Annotated in this window: 14 protein-coding genes and 6 pseudogenes; all 20 read left to right on the top strand. The window is 44.4% G+C overall.

Annotation, left to right across the window (positions count from 1 at the left end):
• The 20 genes and pseudogenes from N4T56_RS17900 to tldD all read left to right on the top strand — a co-directional run bounded on the left by N4T56_RS17900 (window position 1) and on the right by tldD (window position 20,420).
• A complete protein-coding gene (locus N4T56_RS17900) occupies window positions 1-579 on the top strand; it encodes a hypothetical protein (protein ID WP_261734185.1) in 579 nt (192 codons plus the stop codon).
• A 148-nt stretch (window positions 580-727) separates the two neighbouring features.
• Window positions 728-1,333 carry a pilin gene (locus tag N4T56_RS17895; protein ID WP_261734184.1) on the top strand — a complete coding sequence of 202 codons (606 nt, stop codon included), beginning with the start codon at window positions 728-730 and terminating at the stop codon, window positions 1,331-1,333.
• Between the two features lie 71 nt (window positions 1,334-1,404).
• On the top strand, window positions 1,405-1,896 hold the full coding sequence (locus N4T56_RS17890) for a type II secretion system protein (protein WP_261734183.1): 492 nt from the start codon (window positions 1,405-1,407) through the stop codon (window positions 1,894-1,896).
• A 193-nt stretch (window positions 1,897-2,089) separates the two neighbouring features.
• Window positions 2,090-2,602, top strand: coding sequence for a pilus assembly FimT family protein (locus tag N4T56_RS17885; RefSeq protein ID WP_261734868.1), 513 nt, complete (start codon window positions 2,090-2,092; stop codon window positions 2,600-2,602).
• On the top strand, window positions 2,592-3,116 hold the full coding sequence (locus tag N4T56_RS17880) for a type IV pilus modification PilV family protein (RefSeq protein ID WP_261734182.1): 525 nt from the start codon (window positions 2,592-2,594) through the stop codon (window positions 3,114-3,116). The genes N4T56_RS17885 and N4T56_RS17880 overlap by 11 nt, the downstream gene beginning before the upstream one ends.
• Window positions 3,116-3,942 (top strand): annotated as a pseudogene (locus N4T56_RS17875) (PilW family protein). The gene N4T56_RS17880 and the pseudogene N4T56_RS17875 overlap by 1 nt, the downstream one beginning before the upstream one ends.
• Window positions 3,932-4,387 carry an MSHA biogenesis protein MshP gene (locus N4T56_RS17870; RefSeq protein WP_261734181.1) on the top strand — a complete coding sequence of 152 codons (456 nt, stop codon included), beginning with the start codon at window positions 3,932-3,934 and terminating at the stop codon, window positions 4,385-4,387. Before N4T56_RS17875 ends, N4T56_RS17870 begins: the two are co-directional and overlap by 11 nt.
• Window positions 4,388-4,854: 467 nt before the next feature.
• A complete protein-coding gene (locus N4T56_RS17865; RefSeq protein WP_261734180.1) occupies window positions 4,855-5,400 on the top strand; it encodes a hypothetical protein in 546 nt (181 codons plus the stop codon).
• Window positions 5,372-6,436 (top strand): hypothetical protein, encoded by a 1,065-nt coding sequence (locus tag N4T56_RS17860; RefSeq protein ID WP_261734179.1) that lies wholly within the window; start codon window positions 5,372-5,374, stop codon window positions 6,434-6,436. Before N4T56_RS17865 ends, N4T56_RS17860 begins: the two co-directional genes overlap by 29 nt.
• A gap of 403 nt (window positions 6,437-6,839) precedes the next feature.
• Window positions 6,840-8,396, top strand: a complete 1,557-nt coding sequence (locus N4T56_RS17855) for a DUF6701 domain-containing protein (protein ID WP_261734178.1) — start codon at window positions 6,840-6,842, stop codon at window positions 8,394-8,396.
• Window positions 8,383-8,970 carry a DUF6701 domain-containing protein gene (locus N4T56_RS17850; RefSeq protein WP_261734177.1) on the top strand — a complete coding sequence of 196 codons (588 nt, stop codon included), beginning with the start codon at window positions 8,383-8,385 and terminating at the stop codon, window positions 8,968-8,970. The genes N4T56_RS17855 and N4T56_RS17850 overlap by 14 nt, the downstream gene beginning before the upstream one ends.
• Window positions 8,971-9,162: 192 nt before the next feature.
• Window positions 9,163-10,211: pseudogene (locus tag N4T56_RS17845) on the top strand (rod shape-determining protein).
• 61 nt (window positions 10,212-10,272) lie between these two features.
• The gene (gene mreC / locus N4T56_RS17840) at window positions 10,273-11,283 is read left to right on the top strand and encodes a rod shape-determining protein MreC (RefSeq protein WP_261734176.1); all 1,011 of its coding nucleotides are present in this window, start codon (window positions 10,273-10,275) and stop codon (window positions 11,281-11,283) included.
• Window positions 11,280-11,771 carry a rod shape-determining protein MreD gene (mreD, locus tag N4T56_RS17835; protein WP_188926012.1) on the top strand — a complete coding sequence of 164 codons (492 nt, stop codon included), beginning with the start codon at window positions 11,280-11,282 and terminating at the stop codon, window positions 11,769-11,771. The genes mreC and mreD overlap by 4 nt, the downstream gene beginning before the upstream one ends.
• 46 nt (window positions 11,772-11,817) lie before the next feature.
• Window positions 11,818-12,405: a Maf family protein gene (locus N4T56_RS17830; protein ID WP_261734175.1), complete on the top strand. Its 588-nt coding sequence runs from the start codon at window positions 11,818-11,820 to the stop codon at window positions 12,403-12,405.
• 90 nt (window positions 12,406-12,495) lie between these two features.
• A pseudogene (rng, locus tag N4T56_RS17825) lies at window positions 12,496-13,985 on the top strand (ribonuclease G).
• A pseudogene (locus N4T56_RS22960) lies at window positions 13,985-16,558 on the top strand (YhdP family protein). Before rng ends, N4T56_RS22960 begins: the two co-directional pseudogenes overlap by 1 nt.
• Window positions 16,507-18,153 (top strand): YhdP family protein, encoded by a 1,647-nt coding sequence (locus N4T56_RS22580; RefSeq protein WP_315903071.1) that lies wholly within the window; start codon window positions 16,507-16,509, stop codon window positions 18,151-18,153. Before N4T56_RS22960 ends, N4T56_RS22580 begins: the two are co-directional and overlap by 52 nt.
• Window positions 18,077-18,797, top strand: a pseudogene (locus N4T56_RS17815) (carbon-nitrogen hydrolase family protein); the annotation flags it as partial. The gene N4T56_RS22580 and the pseudogene N4T56_RS17815, both read left to right, overlap by 77 nt.
• Window positions 18,798-18,972: 175 nt before the next feature.
• Window positions 18,973-20,420: pseudogene (gene tldD / locus N4T56_RS17810) on the top strand (metalloprotease TldD).
• Window positions 20,421-20,692 lie beyond the last annotated feature (272 nt).

The raw sequence follows: 20,692 nt of genomic DNA, 5'->3' as shown, positions 1-20,692 counted from the left end.
ATGTTAAGTCAGCAAAAAGCCGATGATGACTTACTTAAAGTCTATGGCAAGGTGATTGCAATTGTGGTGTTAATTATTTTGGTGGGCATTTTAGGTGGCCGCTTCATCAATACTGCGCCCAATTTAACCAGCCAAGGCTTAGCTTTTGAACATAACCGACTTTTAAATGTCTTAGCTATGGTACGCAGCCAATGGTTAGCCTCAGGAAGGCCGAACAAAATGTTGTTGTCTTGGTACAATGTGGCACCCAATGTGCTAGATAAACAAGATACTAATGACAAATCGTCAAAAAATGGACGATTGGAAACTTCAGCGCAAATAGATAATACCGAAGCTGAATTAATGGGTACTAACAATTGGATTCAATTGTCATCAAGCGGTTGGCCTTTGGTTGAAACCTATGATGAGGATGGTTGTAAGCGTCTATGGCTGCAATTGCTGGCAATAGACGTAAATGAGTTAGAGTTAAAGGTGGTTTATCAAGCAGAAGACAAAGTCTGTCGTTTTACTTCTGCCAATCAAACCAGTTTAAGCTATCAGTTACAAACTGGCAGAATTATTTATTTAACGGCTGAGTAGTAAAAAAGTCTACCTTAAGTGTTAAAATTCTAATAAGCTGCTAATATCTGACGAGTTATGGTAGCACTTTTGGGTAGCAAGATTAGTAGCAAGAGTAGCAGCAAGAGTGTTATTTTTGTTGCAAATACATTTAAATGAGTGAGGTATTATGAAAGTTAAACAACAAGGTTTTTCATTAATCGAGTTGGTTATTGTGATTGTGATTTTGGGACTGTTAGCGGCAACCGCTATTCCTCGCTTTTTAAATGTAACCGACGATGCAGAAGATGCGAGCGTAGATGGTGTTGCGGGTGGTTTAGCAACCGCAGTGAGTTTTGTGCGTGCACAGTGGGAAGTTGATGGTCGTCGTAACACGAGCGTGGTTCTCGATGGAACAACCATATCATTAGACTCGCGTTTTGGTTTCCCAACGGGCACAACCAATACCAGTGCAACAGCGATGAATACCACTCGATGCCAAGAAGTGTTTGACTCGGTATTACAAAATGCGCCAAGAAACGTATTAGTTAATCAAGATGCAAGCGATGTACGTTATACCGTGAGTGTGCAAGGTGGTTCGGGTGGCTCATCAACCAGTATTGATGGCGTAACCGTAAACAACCTTGATGTGTGTGTATACCATCAAGTCGCGTCATTAACTTTAGATGACACAAGTGGTGTAGCTACACCAACACCAGATTTAACCACTTCTGGTGCCAAAGGCGTGACATACAACCCAGGTACTGGACAAGTGGTTGCTTTTAGCAACAACTAATTTGTTAACCACCCAATCGATTGATCCATTCATAAATGGATAGAGATTTATTTTAATAGAGGTATTTTTATATGCAAAAGCAACAAGGTTTTACGTTAATCGAATTAGTGGTTGTGATCATTATTCTCGGTATTTTAGCGGTAACAGCAGCGCCTAAATTTATAAACTTGCAGGGCGATGCACGAGTTTCTGCGTTAAGTGGCTTAAAAGCGTCGATTCAAGGTGCTAATACTTTGGTTTATTCTAAGGCTGCTTTGGCTGGCAAAGAAGGTGATGAAACAGAAACTTTAGATATTGGTTCTGGTACTGAAGATTTGAACATTGTTTATGGCTACATGAAAGCAAAACAAAGTGATTTAGAGGAGGCATTAGATGTTACATTTGATGCTCTTGCTGCTGTTGATTCCGGTACCAATGATTGGATTATTGATGACACAACAGATGGTGAAGTTACAATTTACCAACGTGGCGCTCCAGATACTTGCACTTTGGTTTATAAAGATGCTGCAGACGCAAATACGTTACCAACTTATGTTGCAGAAACAGATCCTGACAAATGCTAATATATTAGTAAATTACTAAAACCTGCTTCGGCAGGTTTTTTTTTGAGTTTTTAGCAATAAATAATCAGCCTTTACTCCAATGGCTAACAGCGTGAATACACAAATAAGCAGACAATATTGGCTGTTTTTGCCATACTGGATCGACTAGTATAAGCCTCTGACACTCTTATGGTTTAGTTTGGCTAGTGTCAAAATGTTTAGTGGCGAAATAGAGGGTATCATCTACGTGAGTCAGCAGCGCAAGGTTCAACTTGGCTTTACCCTAGTTGAATTAGTCACCACCATTATCTTGATTGGTATTATTGCCGTGGCGGTGTTACCGCGTCTCTTTTCTGTTTCATCCTACAGTGCTTTCACTTTACGTAATGAGTTTATTAGCGAGTTAAGACACGTACAGTTAAAAGCCATACAAAATACCGATCAATGCTATCAACTCGATGTCAGCGCCAGCGGTTATACCTTGCGTTATTTTAATGACCGCATTGGTAACAGTTGTAGCGATTTGCTTCGCGAGGAACAAACGCAAAGCTTTAGTGCCAATGCTTATATCACCCTAGCCAGTGATGCCAGTCAGGTGTTTTCAATTACCTTTGACAGCCTTGGGCGAATGATTTCTCCTGCATGTTCTGGTCATTGCTTTAATGCAGTGGCAGATGAAAGCCTCGCAATCGCGGTGGAGTCAGAGGGGTACATTTATGCGCAATAAGCTTCAGTGTCAGCCTACTCGGCGCATTAAGGGCTTTACCTTAATCGAATTGGTTATTGGCATGATGGTCATTGCTGTTGCAATCGTCATGTTGACCAGCATGTTGTTCCCCCAAGCAGATAAAGCATCGGCTACGTTACAACGAGTGAGATCGGCTGAGCTTGCTCATTCGGTAATGAATGAGATTTGGGGCAAACGTTATGATCAAAACACCAATGCTAATGGCGGTGTCCCATCCTGTAATGCAAGTGCAGGGTTAACCTGTTCGACATCAATGGGTAATGACGGTGAAAGCCGGGATGCATTTAATGATGTTGATGATTACCACGGGCTGAATGAAACCAGCAATATGCTCGACTCAAGCCAAACCTATGCGCAAGCTTACCCCGGCTTTAAATTAGCCGTTACGGTGAGCTACCTTGATACCACGCAAGCGGAAAAACTGATTACTGTCGATGTCACTACACCCAGCAGTGAAGTGATTACTTACCAAACGGTAAGGAGTAACTACTAATGGCGCGATATTCACAAGCAAAAACAGCCGGATTTACCTTAATCGAAATGGTGACTGTGATTTTGATTTTGGGCATTGTGATTGTTGGCGTCAGCAGTTTTGTGATTTTTGGCACCCGTATTTTTGTTGAATCCAGTGCGGTCGATCAAGTATTGAGCCAGAGCCGCTTTGGAATAGAACGAATGACCAGAGACATTCGTCGTGCAGTGCCTAACAGTATCAGAGTGCTCACAGCCACAGATGGCAGTTATCAATGTATTGAATTACTACCCATTTCAGCCAGTACTTCTTACCTTGACGCACCTTTTGTACCAGAGACTGCGCGCAATAGCCTTACCGCAATTAAAAGCATTAGGCCGATTAGTGCAGGGCAGTCTACGCTGATTTACCCGTTAACCAATGCTGAGGTATACAACCCTCAAGGGACAACGGCAAAACGATTTACTGTGCAAAGTGTGGCTGAAGCGGGTGATCAACTGACCATAACTTTAACCCAATCAGTTCGCTTTACTGAAGCTTCGCCGCTTATGCGTTTATATGTCGCCGATAGCCCGTTAAGTTATTGCTTTGTTACCTCTGCGAGTACGGTTGAATTGCGGCTCTATCAAAACTATGGTTATCTGGCCACTCAACCCACGCCAACAACAATGGGCGCAGGGGTGCTAATGGCCAAAATGTAGCGAATAACTTAAGTACCAATCCTGCAATTATTTTAACACCGGCGACATTAGTGACTAACGCCATTGTGCATATACAGCCACTGTTTGCGGTTAATGGTGAGACGTTTCAATATCAACATCAAGTGCAGGTGATGAATGTTCCCTAAGTATCAGTTAGCTCAACATTCTCAACGCGGCAGCGCATTAATCATCGGTATTTTTGTGATTACGGTGATGTTTGTTATTGCCGCCAGTTTAATTCGCATCGTCGGCGATGCCGATGAGTCGGTTAATATGGAAGTATGGGGCACTCGAGCATTATTTAGTGCTAACAGTGGTGCAGATGCCGCTTTAGCACAGTTGTTCCCGCTTGATGGCAGTGCAGCAACATGTACCGATGTGGCTTCAACTTGGACACCACCGAGCAACGCGGTGGGATTTCACAGTTGTACCGTTAGCATTAGTTGTAATGCTGCCAGTGTCAGTGGTGTGACTCAATATAGAATTAATAGTGTAGCGGTATGCGAAACCGGTGATTGTGCTGGAGACTCGAGTAGCTCGACCTGTTTACGAGTGAGTCGCCAAGTGGAGGTAGAAGCACGTGGGAATTAATTTACAGATGTTTAAAAGTAAAACTGCGGGCTTGTTGTTAAAGTTATTGCTCAGTTTTAGTGTTTGTTTAACGAGCCTCCCATTGATGGCTAGTTGGGAAAGCAGTTTTATCGAGGGGCTTAATGCTCATGGTAGTATTGCCTCTATCGATATAGCGAGTGGAGCGCGATTATATAATGCCCCAACCAATGGCCAGTTGCCAGCTTCTACAGTTAACGAACAAGAGAAATCTTGTGTTCCAGATAATAATAATGCGAAAAATTGTAAGGCATCATCCCCCATAGCGGCTATACCCACTGATCAACCGGACTTCAGTCAATGTACTTCAGCTAGCGTTCAAGAAATAGGGACCTCCTACATGGTCTGAACCTAGCCTTACTGTTGCACAAGGCGAGTATGGCGATATTGAGTTAGACGGTGGTAGCGACAGAACGCTGACTTTTGATACAGAGGATGGTATTTATAAAATGAAGTCTTTGACGGCATCATCAGGTAAATTAGTGTTATCGTCTGGACAATATTGGATTGAAACCTTAACCATAAACCATGGTGTGGAATTAGAGTTTCCAACCACAGGAACTGTTATTTTTTTTATTAAAAATGATTATCAACATCAAGATCTAACGCTAATCAATGACGCCGAACGCTTTGTTATTTACAGCTATGGCGACTTTGTACTCAATGGAAGTGCAGAACTTAATGCCTATGTATTTGCAGAGGGTAATGCGACCATTAATGGTAGCGCAAGTTTGAATGGGGCATTAACAGCAAGTACAGTAACGCTAGAGGGCAATAGTACTGTCACCTTTGATGATAAAGTGTCTAGTATTACCACTGTCCCAGATTGCACAATTGTCACCCCCCAGCCGGAATTTCACATTCAATATGGTAAAGCATCCAGCAAAAGCATCACGTTTGACAGTGCTTTTCCTGATGATGTCACTCCGTTAGTTTTCTTAATGCCGACCATCGAAGATGATAACAGTGATAGCTACTGCTTCGGTATTCCTTGATAGTATTTCTAATCAAGGTTTTACTTGGTCACAGCAAGAGGCTGAATCACCTAGTAACCGCTATGTTAAATCGACTGAAATGCCTGAAGTGCATTGGATTGCGGTCACAGCGGGTACCTATGACTTAACTGACGACATCACATTAATTGCTGGTTCGGTTGATTATGATCAGGCTATATTTGGTTCTAGCGAACCTTATACGCCAGTGACGTTGCCCTCAACTCAAAATGTGGTGTTAAACCAAATACAAACTCAAAATAATAATTGTTGGTTTACCAGTACATCAGAGACTACGAGTACAGGGATTCAACTTGGATTAGATACGTCTGAAGTTTACGATAGAAATAATGAACAATGCCTGCCGGGAGGTTTAAATAACAGCCAAATTGCAAATGAAACCATTAGCTATTTATCGTTGAACGCGGCTAGCGGTACCATGATATTGAATGGTGTTGACACAAATTATCATTTTGGCCAAGCGCAAACGTTTACTGCTAGTGGTACCAAAGATATTGAATATCAATGTGGAATCACCACAACGTTAGAAGGCTTTACTGATACCCCTACATTGGTCGCAGGCAAGAATAGTCGCTTAGGTGGTGATGGCGGCTGGCTTCGTCGTTGTAAGCTCACTAACGACACGGTAAGTATGGTCGTTGATGAAGATACTTATAAAGATAATGACCGTAAACATCGTTGGGAAAATTACAGCTTTGTTGCTTTTGAAAACGTTGAGCCGGTATTCCAATGTTTTACGGATAATTTTGATCGTACAGATCTTGGGGATGACTGGGTTGTCTCCACTAGTCGAGGCAGCTTTACGCCATCCATTGTGAGTAATCGTTTACAAGTGACTCAAGCGGCGACAAGTCAAGCCACTTCGTCAACTTATCAACGCCTTTTTCCTGCAACAGACAATTACGTCACCATCGAATTTGATCATTATGCTTATAATGGCACCGGTGCTGATGGTATTGCTTTTGTGTTGTCAGATAGCTCGATTACCCCTCAAGCAGGCGCTTATGGAGGCCGTTAGGTTATGGCGCTCGCTCAAATCAAGATGGTTTTGCAGGTGGTTGGTTAGGTTTTGGTATTGATGAATATGGTAACTTTTCAAGAGAAGGTGGCTCGGGTGGCCAGGGCGTCGTCAACAATCGGTTGCCATTAGGGGCTCTGGCTCTGGCACATCGGGTTACCCTTATTTACGTGGTACTTGCTCAAATGGTACCACCAATACGAGTGGTGAGTGCTTATCGCCAACTGTTGACGACAATAATGTCTCACCCGCCCACCGTTATCGCATTACTGTTGACTCACAAATTGCCAGTCAATCATTAGTTAAAGTTGAACGCGATAGCGGCAGTGGATTTGTTGAACTTATTTCAGAATTTGATGCTGCGTCTTTTACAAGCCAAGCTGCTTTACCTGAGAGTTTTTTATTGTCTTTAACTGGGTCTACAGGCGGAGCAACGAATATTCATGAAATTGATAATGTTGAAATATGTGCATTAAAATCTAGTCCCATCGGTGTGCAAATTGATCATTTTGAGTATTCGTATTCAGGTACAGGGCTAACCTGTACTCCTAAAACCTTATCCATTAAAGCTTGTGCTAATGCAGATTGTACAGAGACGGTTAATGACAGTGTTACCGCTACACTAACGCCTGCAAGCGTGACTAATGGTGGCTGGGTGGGTGGTAACGTTGTGACCTTCTCTGGTGGGGAAAAAGCAGATTTACAATTAAGGCAGAACACCGCTGGCACGGTAACGTTGGGGGTTTCTGGTTCAACCCCAAGTACCAAAGCGTTTAGTGAAACGCTTTGTCGTATTAATGGCGGCTCAGCAACGGCTGCAAACTGTGATTTAGTCTTTGCCGACAGTGGCTTTATTTTTGATGTGCCAGACAAGCTAGCAAACAAACCTACGGGTAATATTTCAATCAGTGCGGTTAAAACCTCCGGTGAAACCTTAGAATGTGTACCAACATTTGCAGACACAACTAAAAGCGTCAGCTTTTGGAGTACTTATCTGGCGCCTACATCGCCGGTCAATGCCCAATCCGTTACCGTAAACGACACGACAGTGGGTACACAAAGCTCAGCGGCCACATCAATAGCGTTAGATTTTGATGCCACAGGCACGGCAAATATTGATGTTAACTACCCTGATGCAGGCAATATGCAACTCGATGCTCAGTACACCGGTACTGACGATGAAGCCGGGTTGGTGATGTTAGGTTCTGATTCATTTGTGAGCTTTCCTGTTGGGTTATGCATCACACCTAAAGACAGCGTTGCAGAATGTTCAGCGGGTAACAGCAGTTGTGATGTATACAAAAAAGCGGGCGAATCGTTTGATTTAATTATTCAAGGTAAAGCTTGGGAGTCTGACTCCGATACTGATTATTGCGATAACATCAATACGCCCAATTATGCCCAGGATGACATTGTTTTAGGACATCAATTGGTGGCGCCATCAGGCGGTATATTAGGCGATGTTGGTACCACAAAATACAATCATGTTGCACAAACGACCAACAGCAATACCGTGACTCAGTCGGTAACCGAGGTCGGCGTATTTACATTTACCGCCAATCCTCCAAGCCCTTATTTAGGGTCAAGCTTTTATGATATCCCGCTTGCTGAATCAGCCAATATCGGCCGCTTTGTGCCAGACAGCTTTGCGGTTAGCAGCTCAAGTGTGTTGCCAAGTTGCGGTAGTTTTACCTATATGGATCAACCCTTTGATTTAACGCTGACCTTAACTGCTTACAATACTGCTGACAATATTACCCAAAACTATCAGGGCGCTTTTGCTAAAGCCACAGCCAGTTTAGTTGGAGAGAATCTTAATGATGGCGTTGATTTAAGCAGCCGCTTAAGCGCTTTACCTATTGATGCGAGTTCGTGGAGTTTAGGTGAGGCGAATGTGGGCATAACGTATCAAGCGGAGCTGAGCCGTACCCTTGCGCCAGGTGTTGATGGCTACTTTTAGTCAATTAGATATTGGTGTGCAGGTTGCTGATAACGACACAGACATTTCATTTGTTAACGTGCCGGATATGCGCGCTGATAGCAGTGATATTTGTGCCGACAATGGTACTTGCAATGCAAAACAGATATCGACACAAGATTTTCGTCACGGGCGAATCGTTATGGACAATACCTTTGGCCCAGAAACCGAAATATTACGCATGCCAACCTATGCCCAATATTGGAATGGTGCAGGATGGATAATCAATACCAGCGACAATTGTAGCCAAGTTACCGATTCACTTGATGGCACTGAGGTTTACGATCCGGTATTGGCGTCAAATCAAACGGTTATTCGCAGTGATGGCGACAGTACGGTGAGCGCTGGTCAACTCACTTTATTATGGCAAAACACAGGTTCTGATGCATATCGTGGTCAAGTGGCAGCCCCATTACAAGTTGACGATTGGCTCAAGTGGTATTGGAATTGGGACGACACAAGTTCAAGCGTATTATATGACCCAAGAGCGAGTGCTTTTTTTGGACGCTACCGAGGCCATGATCGAATCATTTATTGGCGTGAGGTCGGGCAATAATCGGCATAATAAAGCATCAGTTTTGCGCTTTTTAGGATTAAATTTGCTCGTTTAGCGTTTTTTTACAGGCTTTTATAAAAAAAACGCCAGATTAGCAATTGTTAACCTGTTCGGTCTTGTAGAATAGGGGTGTCATTGATAAAGTTAGCTGATTTTTCTTTCTTCTGACTCCACAGAATACAGGCCTGATACATGTTCAAAAAGCTGCGCGGCATTTTTTCTAACGACCTATCGATCGATTTAGGTACGGCAAATACACTTATTTATGTTCGCGATGAAGGCATCGTGTTGAACGAACCCTCAGTGGTTGCCATTCGCGGCGAACGCAATAGTAATGGCCAAAGTCCGTTGCTGCAGTCGGTACAGATGCAAAACAAATGCTGGGCCGAACGCCAGGTAATATTCAAGCTATTCGTCCAATGAAAGACGGTGTTATTGCCGATTTTTATGTGACAGAAAAAATGCTTCAGCACTTTATTAAACAAGTGCACAACAACAGCTTCTTCCGCCCAAGCCCTCGTGTGCTTGTGTGTGTGCCAGTAGGTGCAACACAAGTTGAACGTCGTGCTATTCGCGAATCGGCCATGGGTGCTGGTGCCCGTGAAGTTTACCTCATTGAAGAGCCAATGGCGGCGGCAATTGGTGCGGGCTTACCAGTGTCTGAAGCGACAGGTTCTATGGTGGTTGACATTGGTGGTGGTACTACCGAAGTGGCAATCATCTCGTTAAACGGTGTCGTGTATTCATCTTCAGTACGTATTGGTGGCGACAAGTTTGACGATGCTATTATCAACTATGTTCGTCGTAATTACGGCAGCTTAATTGGTGAAGCAACTGCAGAACGTATTAAACACACTATCGGCACCGCTTATCCAGGTGAAGAAGTACTCGAAATTGAAGTCCGTGGTCGTAACCTTGCTGAAGGTGTGCCAAGAAGCTTCACGCTAAACAGCAACGAAATTTTAGAAGCATTGCAAGAGCCTTTATCGGGTATTGTTAGCGCTGTGATGGTGGCATTAGAGCAATCTCCACCAGAATTAGCATCAGATATTTCTGAGCGTGGCATGGTATTAACGGGCGGTGGTGCATTATTGCGCGACTTAGACCGTTTACTGATGCAAGAAACCGGTATTCCGGTAATGGTTGCTGACGACCCACTGACCTGTGTGGCTCGTGGCGGTGGTAAAGCGCTTGAAATGATTGACATGCACGGTGGTGATTTGTTCTCTGAAGAGAACTAATGATTAACTGCAATGCGGCTTTATTACCCAGCAAATGCGCCAATAAAGCCGCGTACAATTTATGAAACCAATTTTCGTTCGTGGCGTCTCTAATCAATTTAGACTGACACTGGCAATTTTATTGTCGGTGGCTTTGCTCGTCGCTAATGAACGCCTTGACCCTATCCGCCAATCACTCTCTTCTGTATTAAGCCCTCTACAATATTTAGCCAATGTCCCTGGTGTGATATTGGACTGGTCTGCAGAAGCATTTGCCACACGCAATATGCTCGAAGTGCAAAACAAAGAGCTACTTCGTCAACAATTAGTCATGTCGGAACGTTTACAGCGCTTTGAGCATGTGCGCCAAGAAAATGAGCGTCTGCGTGCCTTACTCGGCTCTCCTGTGCATATGGACTCTCGCAAAGTGGTCGCAGAAGTGATGGAAGTTGCTAGCGACCCATTTCGTCAATTTGTGGTGCTAAACCATGGCTCACAAACCGGTGTTTATGTTGGTCAGCCGGTGGTTGATGCTCAAGGCGTTGTCGGCCAGGTGATTGAGGTGAGTGAGTTTACAAGCCGCGTGTTGATGGTGTCAGACAGCACCCATGGTATTCCGGTGCGCGTGACGCGTAACGATGTCCGGGCGATTGCAAATGGTACAGGTGATATTGATCAAATAGAGTTGCGCCATGTGGCAAAAAGTACTGACATTATTGCTGGCGATTTACTCGTGACCTCAGGCCTAGGGAATCGCTTTCCTGAGGGCTACCCTGTGACTCGCGTAATAAGCGTTTCGCGCGACGACGGTCAAAGCTATGCGGTGATTAACGCTCAGCCATTAGCCGCGTTGGACCGTATTCGTTATGTGTTATTGATTTGGCCTGATGAAACAAAACCCTTCACGTTACCTGCAGATTTAATCGGCGTATCGGTTGATAAGTCGGTTAATGGCGTGCCACAAGCTCAAGCGGTGCAGTCGCAAGCGACACAAAGTAATACCACTCCTGCGACCACTGGGGCTGTTAACCCAGCAACACAAAATGTGACTACGCCGGCGACTCAGTCAAATAGCAATGAGGAGAACCAATGAGTGCTCACATCGCCAATGGCCGCTTAGTGGTATGGCTGACGCTTTTTATTGGAATGATGTTCCAAATCATGCCATTACCGACGATGGTTGAGGCATGGCGCCCTGATTGGTTATTAATGGTTTTGGTATATTGGGCTATGGCCTTACCCCATCGCTACAGCATTTTAACCGCGTGGATATTAGGTGTACTGCTTGATGTGTTACTGGGGGCTACCCTCGGTATTCGCTCATTGGCATTGTCGCTGGTCATTTATATTGTCGTATTATTATGTCAACGCTTACGCAACTATCCGCGCTGGCAGCAGTCATTAGTGATAGCGGGATTAATTTGTATCTACCATGCATTGATATTTTGGGTTCAATTTGTGGTGGTCGGTGCTGCTCCATTTGATTTTTCCATGTTTTTACCTGCTATTTCGAGCTTATTTATTTGGTGGTGGGTATTTTGGATTTTACGCAATATGCGCCGTCGATATAAAGTACGTTAATTAGGTTAACTTCCCGATTTAATAACCTTAAATAGAGTGAATAAACATGACTTGGGTACTGGCTTCAACCTCGCCAAGAAGAAAAGAATTACTGGCACAAGCCGGCTTTAGTTACACCGGGTTTAACTTTGAACTTGTCGCACCTGACATTGATGAAACCCCACAAGCCGGTGAGCAAGCAGCTGATTATGTGTGTCGCTTGGCCGTCGAAAAAGCCCAAGCGGGTTTGCTGTTAAGCCAAGAGTTTAGCCATGCAAAAGTGTTAGGTTCAGACACCATAGTTGTACTCAATGGCGTGATATTGGGAAAACCCGTAGATAGCGATGATGCCAAGCGCATGCTGTCATTATTATCTGGGCAAACCCACGAAGTGATGACTGCCGTTGCGCTTACTGATGGTCTGCAAACATTGATCCGCCTTTGCAGCACGCAAGTCAGTTTTTGTGCGTTATCAGCCGCCGACATTGATGCTTATATTGCTTCAGGTGAACCCATGGACAAAGCCGGTGCTTATGGTATTCAAGCTTTGGGCGGCTGTTTTGTTAAGTCTATTAGCGGCAGTTATTCTGCTGTTGTGGGCTTACCGTTAGTTGAAACACGAGAATTATTAGCCTGCATGATGCAGCAAAATTAACCTTTTGCTTTAATCGATTTCATACGGTGGCACAAGTGCTGTCAACATTACGATTGGAGCATGACCTGAATACAGGCGGCCTAGAACGGTATGAATATAAAAGCACAGCGTAAAAAAGGCACTGAGTTACTGATTAATGTCACACCAACTGAAGCGCGTGTCGCATTAGTAGAGCATGGTGTTTTGCAAGAAGTTCACATTGAACGCCGCATGAAGCGTGGTTTAGTGGGTAATATTTATAAAGGTAAAATCAGCCGTGTACTGCCAGGTATGCAAGCCGCCTTTGTGGATATAGGTTTAGACAAAGCCGCTTTTTTACATGCCTCCGATATTGTGCCCCATACCGAATGTGTTGCCGATGTTGAAAAAGGCAATTTCGTGGTGCGCGACATTGCCGAACTGGTACGCCAGAGCCAGGATATTATGGTGCAAGTGGTAAAAGACCCGCTTGGCACCAAGGGCGCACGTCTCACCACCGACATTACCTTACCCTCGCGTTATTTAGTGTTTATGCCGGGCTCAAGCCATGTGGGTGTGTCGCAACGTATTGAGCTTGAAGAAGAGCGTCAACGCCTTAAAAACATCACTTTACCGTATGTTGATGATGATGGCGGGTTTATTATCCGCACCGCCGCAGAAAATATTGGCGAAGACGAACTGGCACAAGATGCAGCATTTTTACGCCGAGTGTAGCCAAAGTTAGCGAGCGTCGTAAACGTAAAGGCGCCACGTTACTGTATCAAGATCTTGCCTTACCTGTGCGGATTATTCGTGATTTTGTTGGCACTGAACTTGACCATATTCAAGTGGATTCTCGCCGCACTTATGCCGAGCTACAACAGTTTGCTCAAGAGTTTATGCCTGAAATTGCCGACAAAATTGAACACTACGCAGGCTCTGCCCCCATTTTTGAATTGTACGATGTCGAAAACGAAGTGCAGCGCGCGCTAGGGCGCAAAGTGGAGCTTAAATCGGGTGGCTATTTAATTATTGATCAAACGGAAGCCATGACAACCGTCGACATCAATACCGGTGCCTTTGTCGGCCACCGTAACTTAGAAGAAACCATTTTTAATACCAATCTCGAAGCGACTCAAGCTATCGCTCGCCAACTGCGTTTACGTAATCTCGGCGGCATTATCATTATTGACTTTATCGATATGCTCAACAGTGAGCATAAAGCCCGAGTCCTCGAAAGCTTAACAGCCGCATTGGCACTTGACCGGGTTAAAACTAGTGTGAGTGGATTTTCGGGACTAGGTTTAGTCGAAATGACCCGCAAACGTACCCGCGAGAGTCTTGAGCATGTGGTGTGTGGCGAGTGCCCGTCATGCCAAGGCACTGGTACCATGAAAACCATTGAAACCGTGTCATATGAAATCTTTCGTGAGATTATTCGCTTAAACCGTGCCTATAAAGCTGATGAGTTTTTATTGTACTGCTCACCCGCGGTTTACATGAGTCTTAGTGGTGAAGAATCACATTTATTAGCCGAGCTAGAAGTGTATATTGGTAAGCGTATTCGACTACAAAACGAACCTTTATACATTCAAAGCAAATATGATGTGGTGATGATGTAGTGTCAACAACTCGGGCAGCGACTATCAACAGGATCTGTTGGCAAATATTGGCGATTACGCTAGTGCTTTTTGCACTGGCAGTTAGCCTTATTCGTGGGTTATTGCCTCATGTACCAGAAGTACGCACAGAGCTAGTTAACTATCTTTACAATGAATATAAATTGCAAGTCTCAGTAGAATCCTTAAGCGCTGAATGGCAAGCGTTTGACCCAGCACTGAGCATTAAAAATTTAACGTTACCGCCACAAGAGTCATTGCCGATAACGGTTATCAGTAAAAACGTTCATATTAAACTCGACTTTTGGCAATCGCTGTTTACTCTCAACCCACAAGTCGAAACCGTGGTATTTGACGGAATCAGTGTTGCGTTAAATCTGGATCAAATTGCCGACAATAACAACGGTGACAATAGCCAAACCAAAGCCAATTTAGATTGGCTTTATGGTTTGCTATTAGAGCAATTGGAACACTTTTCGATTACTGATGCATCATTGCAATTAATCAGCAGCCAAAATGACTATCGGCCTATTTTTGTGGATACGCTTGAGTGGCTAAACACACCTAATCGTCATCAGGCACAAGGCATGTTCCATGTTGATCAGCTTGAGTCTCAACATGAACAATTAAGGTTGCAAATCGATCTTAGTGGCGATGGCTATCAGCCCGATACCGTAACCGGACAATTGTATGTGTCAGCTGAGTCATTAGATCTCGGTGAATGGGCTTCTCGACAACATATTAGCCCTAATAATGCCAACAACATTGCGCTACAAGGCGTCATAAACCTTGATGCGTGGATGACCTTTGCCAACCGTAAAATACGAGACGGTTTATTAGTGTTTAAACCGAGCTGGCTAGAGTGGCGCGATACGGAAAATAAGCAAAAAATAGCGATTGACTCTGGCGTGTTGCAATGGACACCTGAACAAGGTGGCTGGAAAATAGAAAGCCACGATTTAAGCTTATCAACTAACGAGCAAGCCTGGCCGCAATTGAAGCTGGCATTTGGCACTCGTAATGGTGATTTGTTTGGTTATATCAATCAAATTACGCCATCATTACTTAAACCTATGTTACCGCTGATCCCTGATTTAGGTCTTGAGCAAGTTGACACCTGGCAACAGCTTAACCCTCAGGGCACCATAGGCTCAATAAGGTTATACAAACAAGCGCAACAACCATTAATTGCCACCGCTGATATTCAGCAGCTGCAATGGCAAACTTATGCGGCCATTCCAGGGTTAAACCCCATTGATTTACACTTAACCTGAGCCAATAATCAACTTGATTTTAGCTTGCCACGACAAGCTTATCAGTTTGATTTTGGTGATAGTGCCAATCAGCCGTTAGCTTTGCAAGGCGAGGCAATTAATGGGCGTTTAGATGTTGAACACAAGCGACTCACCATGGCTAATATCAATCTAACCAATGCAGATATTGCGCTACAGGCAGGCATAAACCTAGACTTTAGCCCTTCAAAACACCTTGCATTAGCGGCAGATGTGAGCGTGCATGATGTGTCGCGTGTTGAACGTTATTTGTCTTTAATGGCCTTGAGCCCTAAGTTAGTGGCATACCTCGACAGTGGATTACAGGCGGGTAAAATTGATCAAGCCCAGGTGGTTTGGCACGGTGCGCTAAGTGATTTTCCATATCATGACAGCAGTGGTGTATTTCAAGCTGAATTTACCTTGCAACAAGGTAATTTTAAGTTTCAACCTAACTGGCCTGCGGTGAGTGAGTTAACCTTATCTGCACTGTTTGAAAATGCCTTAATGGATCTGCATATTGACCACGGCATGTTAGGTGATGTTGTGGTTGATGGTGCCCGAGTCTCTATCCCTCAATTGGGTAAAGAATCATTATTAAAAGTTGAGGCCGAAATAACGGCAGACGCCCAAGCCGCCACCGAAGTGATTAACAACTCATCATTAAAAGGCTCGGTAGGCGCCACCTTAAAGGTTGTGCAAATAAAGCAGCCTATTGGAGTCGATTTAGATTTAGCCATCCCGCTTTACAAGGGCGGTAAGCAGTTGATTAAAGGCCAGGTGAAGTTAGATAATAACCCGATTTATATTGCATCCCCAGGGTTACAACTAAACAACGTCACTGGGCAGGTGAGTTTTGTTAATCAGTTAATTGAAGCAAAAGATATTAACGCTAAGCTGTTTGAACAACCGTTAACTTTTAATGTTAAAACCGGTAAGCAAAACCAAAATTTTGCCTTGAATATCAATATGGGCGGCCGCTGGGATTTTGACACCCTGCCAAGCAAACTCCACAACCCAATGAGTAGCACATACAGTGGCAAGCTAGATTGGGACGGGGCATTAACCATGATATTTGACCCCAGTGGTTACAGTTTACAAATGTCAGCCTCTTCAGATTTGCTCGGCGTGGCTCTTGATTTACCTAGCCCTTATAGAAAATCAGCCGTTGAACCTAAAAAGCTCCGTGCAGACTTAATTGGCGACAATAAGCAATCATCGTTAAGCATCAAGTTGGGTCAAGATGTTGAGTTTTGGGGGGCTTTAATCCCGAAAATGGTGGCCACCTGGCATTTTACGATGTGATGATTGGGCGTCATTTTAAATTAGGCGATAAACTCAAAAAACAAAACGGCCACTTGCATTTAGATCTCCCTAAAGTCGAGCTTGAGCAATGGCTGCCCATCATTAAACGTTTTAGCTCAACTGCTGCGCCAGACGTTATCGCCTCGTCGGTGCGTGACCGCATATTAACCGACAGTGAAGTGCCGACGATGGCCACTCAACAGACCGCAACGGTTAACCCGACATCATCATCGGCTTCATTTCCACGATTGATGGGTATTCATGCTAATGTTGCCAAATTAACCGCATTGGGGCAGTCGTTTGATCAGTTACAGTTTGATGCTGAGCCGACTGAATATGCATGGCGCTTTAATGCGCGGTCGGATCAATTTGATGGCCTAATTGATTTTTACTCAAATTGGCGAGACCAAGGGATTAATGTGGTGGCCAAAAAGCTGCGTATTTCTCCGCCGCCACAAACCGTATTGCACGGTGAACCGTCATCGACACAAAGTCATACAAACTTACTCTCGCAATTGCCAACATTGGCCATTGATGTCGACGAATTTAGCATTTACGACTTGTCGTTAGGGCACCTTATTTTACAAGGCATCCCCTCTGAGCAAGGGTATCAATTTAAAACTTTATCACTGACCAAGCCAACCTTGTCTATGCAGGCAAATGGATTGTGGTCAGTAAAAAATGGTGTCGATAATACTGAGTTTGATGTGACAGTGAAGGCCGACAATTTTGAAGACTTATCTGCCACATTAGGGATTAACCCGGGCATAAAAAATGCACCGTTAGATCTGAGTGGCCAATTATCATGGCATGCTGCGCCATACTTATTTTCGCTCGATACCTTAAATGGCCAAATTCAGTTTGGTTTGGGTAAAGGCCATTTGTCGGAAATCAGTGACAAAGGTGCCAGGGTATTTTCGTTATTTAGTTTAGATTCGTTACTGCGTAAATTGTCATTGGATTTCTCAGACGTGTTTGGCCAAGGGCTGTATTTCAACACCTTTACTGGTAATTTAAACATAGATAATGGGGTGGTAAAAACCACCGACACAGAAATGGATGCCATAGCCGGTAATATGAAAGTAAGAGGCTATACCGACTTAACCACTCAAAGCCTTAATTACGACATTCGTTTTGTGCCGCAGTTGGCTTCAAGTGTGCCTACTGTGGTCTTGCTGAGTACCAGTGCATGGACTTTAGGTTTGGGGGCGTTTGCGTTAACCAAAGTATTGGAGCCTGTCATTGAAGTGATTTCAGAAATTCGTTTTCGGGTCACTGGTACCATGGATAATCCGCAACTTGAAGAGCTAGAGCGTAAGAGTAAAGAAATCGAAATACCCAAAGCGATTTTACCGCAGCCAGATGAAAGCGGTATCGATGGGACTGAAGATATACCAGCTAAAATGAAGGATGCGGACCAACAAAGTCCAGCACCGGAAGCACAACCTACAGCCGAAGTGTCAACTGTTGACACACCTGCATCTATAACCAATGTCGTGACGCTACAAGGAGCACAATATGCAAATCAGCTTATTACAATGCCAGAGCAGCCGCGACGTTCAAGCCAATATAGCCTTTATCGACTCGCAGCTTAAACAGTTACCGCGCGACATTGATGAGTCACAACTCGTGGTACTGCCTGAATGTTGCTTGTTATTTGGTGGCCATGAAAGTCAACAATTGCAATATGCCGGTAGCGAACATCAAAGTGACCTTAAAACTGCGTTAGCCAATTTAGCAAAACAATATCATGTGTACTTAATCGCAGGCACTATACCGATGCGCGCCGATGACGGTAGAGTATTCAGCCGCTGTTATTTTTTTGATGATCATGGCGTCACCCTAGGTCATTACGATAAACTGCATTTATTCGATGTCGATGTTGCCGATGGCACCAAAACCTACCGTGAAAGTGATACCTTTCATCCTGGCGATCACTTATGTGTGGTTGATACGCCATTTGGTAAAGTGGGGCTTGCCATTTGTTATGACATTCGCTTTGGTGATTTATTTCGGGCGTTGCGCCTTGCGGGAGCAGATTACATCGCACTGCCGTCGGCTTTTACCAAAGTGACCGGAGAAGCGCATTGGCAAGTGTTATTACAGGCCAGAGCCATTGAAACTCAATGTTATTTATTGGGTGCCGGCCAATGGGGTCAACATAATCAAGGTAGCCGAGAAACCTGGAAGTCACAGCATGATTGTCGACCCATGGGGCAGAGTCATTGCCGAGCGCGCCACCGAGTGTGGTTGGGCGCAAGCTAAGGTTGAGCTTAGTGAGCTACAACGTATACGCCAGCAAATGCCGATAATCGGCCATAACCGTTTCATTGCGCCGCAATTAACCCCTGTTTAGGTGGGCGCTTAAGACCTTATTCGCACTACGCGTTAGCTATTAATAAAAGAGAATTTGAATGCCATTTTTAACCCAAGTAGAGCAAAGCTTATTACAAGATGGATTAACCTTAGATGGGCTACAAGGTTACTTAACGACTATTCATCAACACAATATTGATTTTTCAGATTTGTACTTTCAAGGTAGCCGCCATGAGTCGTGGGTATTAGAAGATGGCATTGTAAAAGAAGGTAGTTTTCATATTGAACGCGGTGTCGGTGTACGTGCCATTAACGGCGAAAAAACGGGTTTTGCTTATGCCGATGAAATTACCCCCACAGCATTAGATGCAGCTGCCAGAGCCGCGCGTGGTATTGCCAGTGCGGGCGAACAACACAAGGTCCAAGCGTTTAAGCGTCAAACGGCTCATAAACTGTATGACAGTGCTGACCCGATAGCGGCAATGGATGAAGTCAAAAAAATCGATTTACTTAAACAAGCTGATGCCTATATCCGTAGCTTAGATAGCCGTATCATCCAGGTTGTGGTGAGCTTATCAGGCGTGCATGAAGAGATATTAATTGCCGCAAGCGACGGAACATTAGCTGCAGACATTCGTCCACTCGTGCGCTTTAACTGTAGCGTCATTTTAGAAGACAATGGCAAGCGTGAGCGCGGCAGTGCTGGTGGCGGTGGTCGTCATGACTACAGTGTCTTTTTAGCCACTGATGACGTTGGCTTACCACTCAGTTTTGAATTTGCCCGTGAAGCGGTGCGCCAAGCTCAAGTTAACGTCAATGCTATTGATGCCCCAGCGGGTGAAATGCCCGTGGTACTAGGCAGTGGCTGGCCTGGCGTGTTATTGCATGAAGCTGTAGGGCATGGTTTAGAAGGTGATTTTAACCGTAAAGGCAGTAGTGCATTTAGCGGCAAAATTGGCCAGCAAGTGGCATCAACATTAGTTACCGTGGTAGACGATGGCACAATGGAGAATCGTCGTGGCTCGTTAAGTATTGATGATGAAGGTGTTGTGAGCCAAAAGACCACCCTAATTGAAGATGGTATTTTAAAAGGCTACATGCAAGACAAGCTCAATGCGCGCCTTATGGGTCAGGCCCTACCGGTAACGGTCGCCGCGAATCATATGCTCATTTGCCTATGCCGCGTATGACCAACACCTATATGAACTCAGGCGAATCTGACCCTGCCGACATTATTAAGTCAGTCAAAAAAGGCATTTATGCACCTAATTTTGGCGGCGGACAAGTGGATATCACTTCAGGTAAGTTTGTGTTCTCAGCCTCTGAAGCGTACTTAATTGAAAACGGCGAAGTCACTCAAGCCATTAAAGGTGCCACCTTAATTGGTAACGGTCCAGAAGCCATGGGATTAATCTCAATGGTCGGTAATGATTTATCCCTAGATAAAGGCGTTGGCGTGTGTGGTAAAGATGGCCAAAGCGTGCCGGTTGGTGTGGGTCAACCCACATTAAAAATTGACCGTTTGACCGTAGGCGGCACTGCTTAACTGAGGACAATGAATGAGCTTAATGTTGAGTGTTACAGTAAGTTAAGCTCATTAAAACGTGTATATTAACGTGATTGGTGCAACCTCTTACCAACCTGTGCAATAGATCGCAACGATTAGCGTATAAACAATATAGATGCAGGGTATAATCTATCCAGGAAATAGAGCAACAGTTCTAGAGGTGATAGTGATTTTAATCAGTCTTATTGGTCAATGTTTTACATGCTCTGCACGTATTGTTGCAGGTGTTACGCTAGGACTTAGTGCAATAT

Source organism: Shewanella phaeophyticola, assembly GCF_025398315.1.
Taxonomy (GTDB): domain Bacteria; phylum Pseudomonadota; class Gammaproteobacteria; order Enterobacterales; family Shewanellaceae; genus Shewanella; species Shewanella phaeophyticola.
The sequence above is the reverse complement of the archived record's forward strand: the minus strand, read 5'-3'. Positions and strand labels throughout refer to the sequence as shown.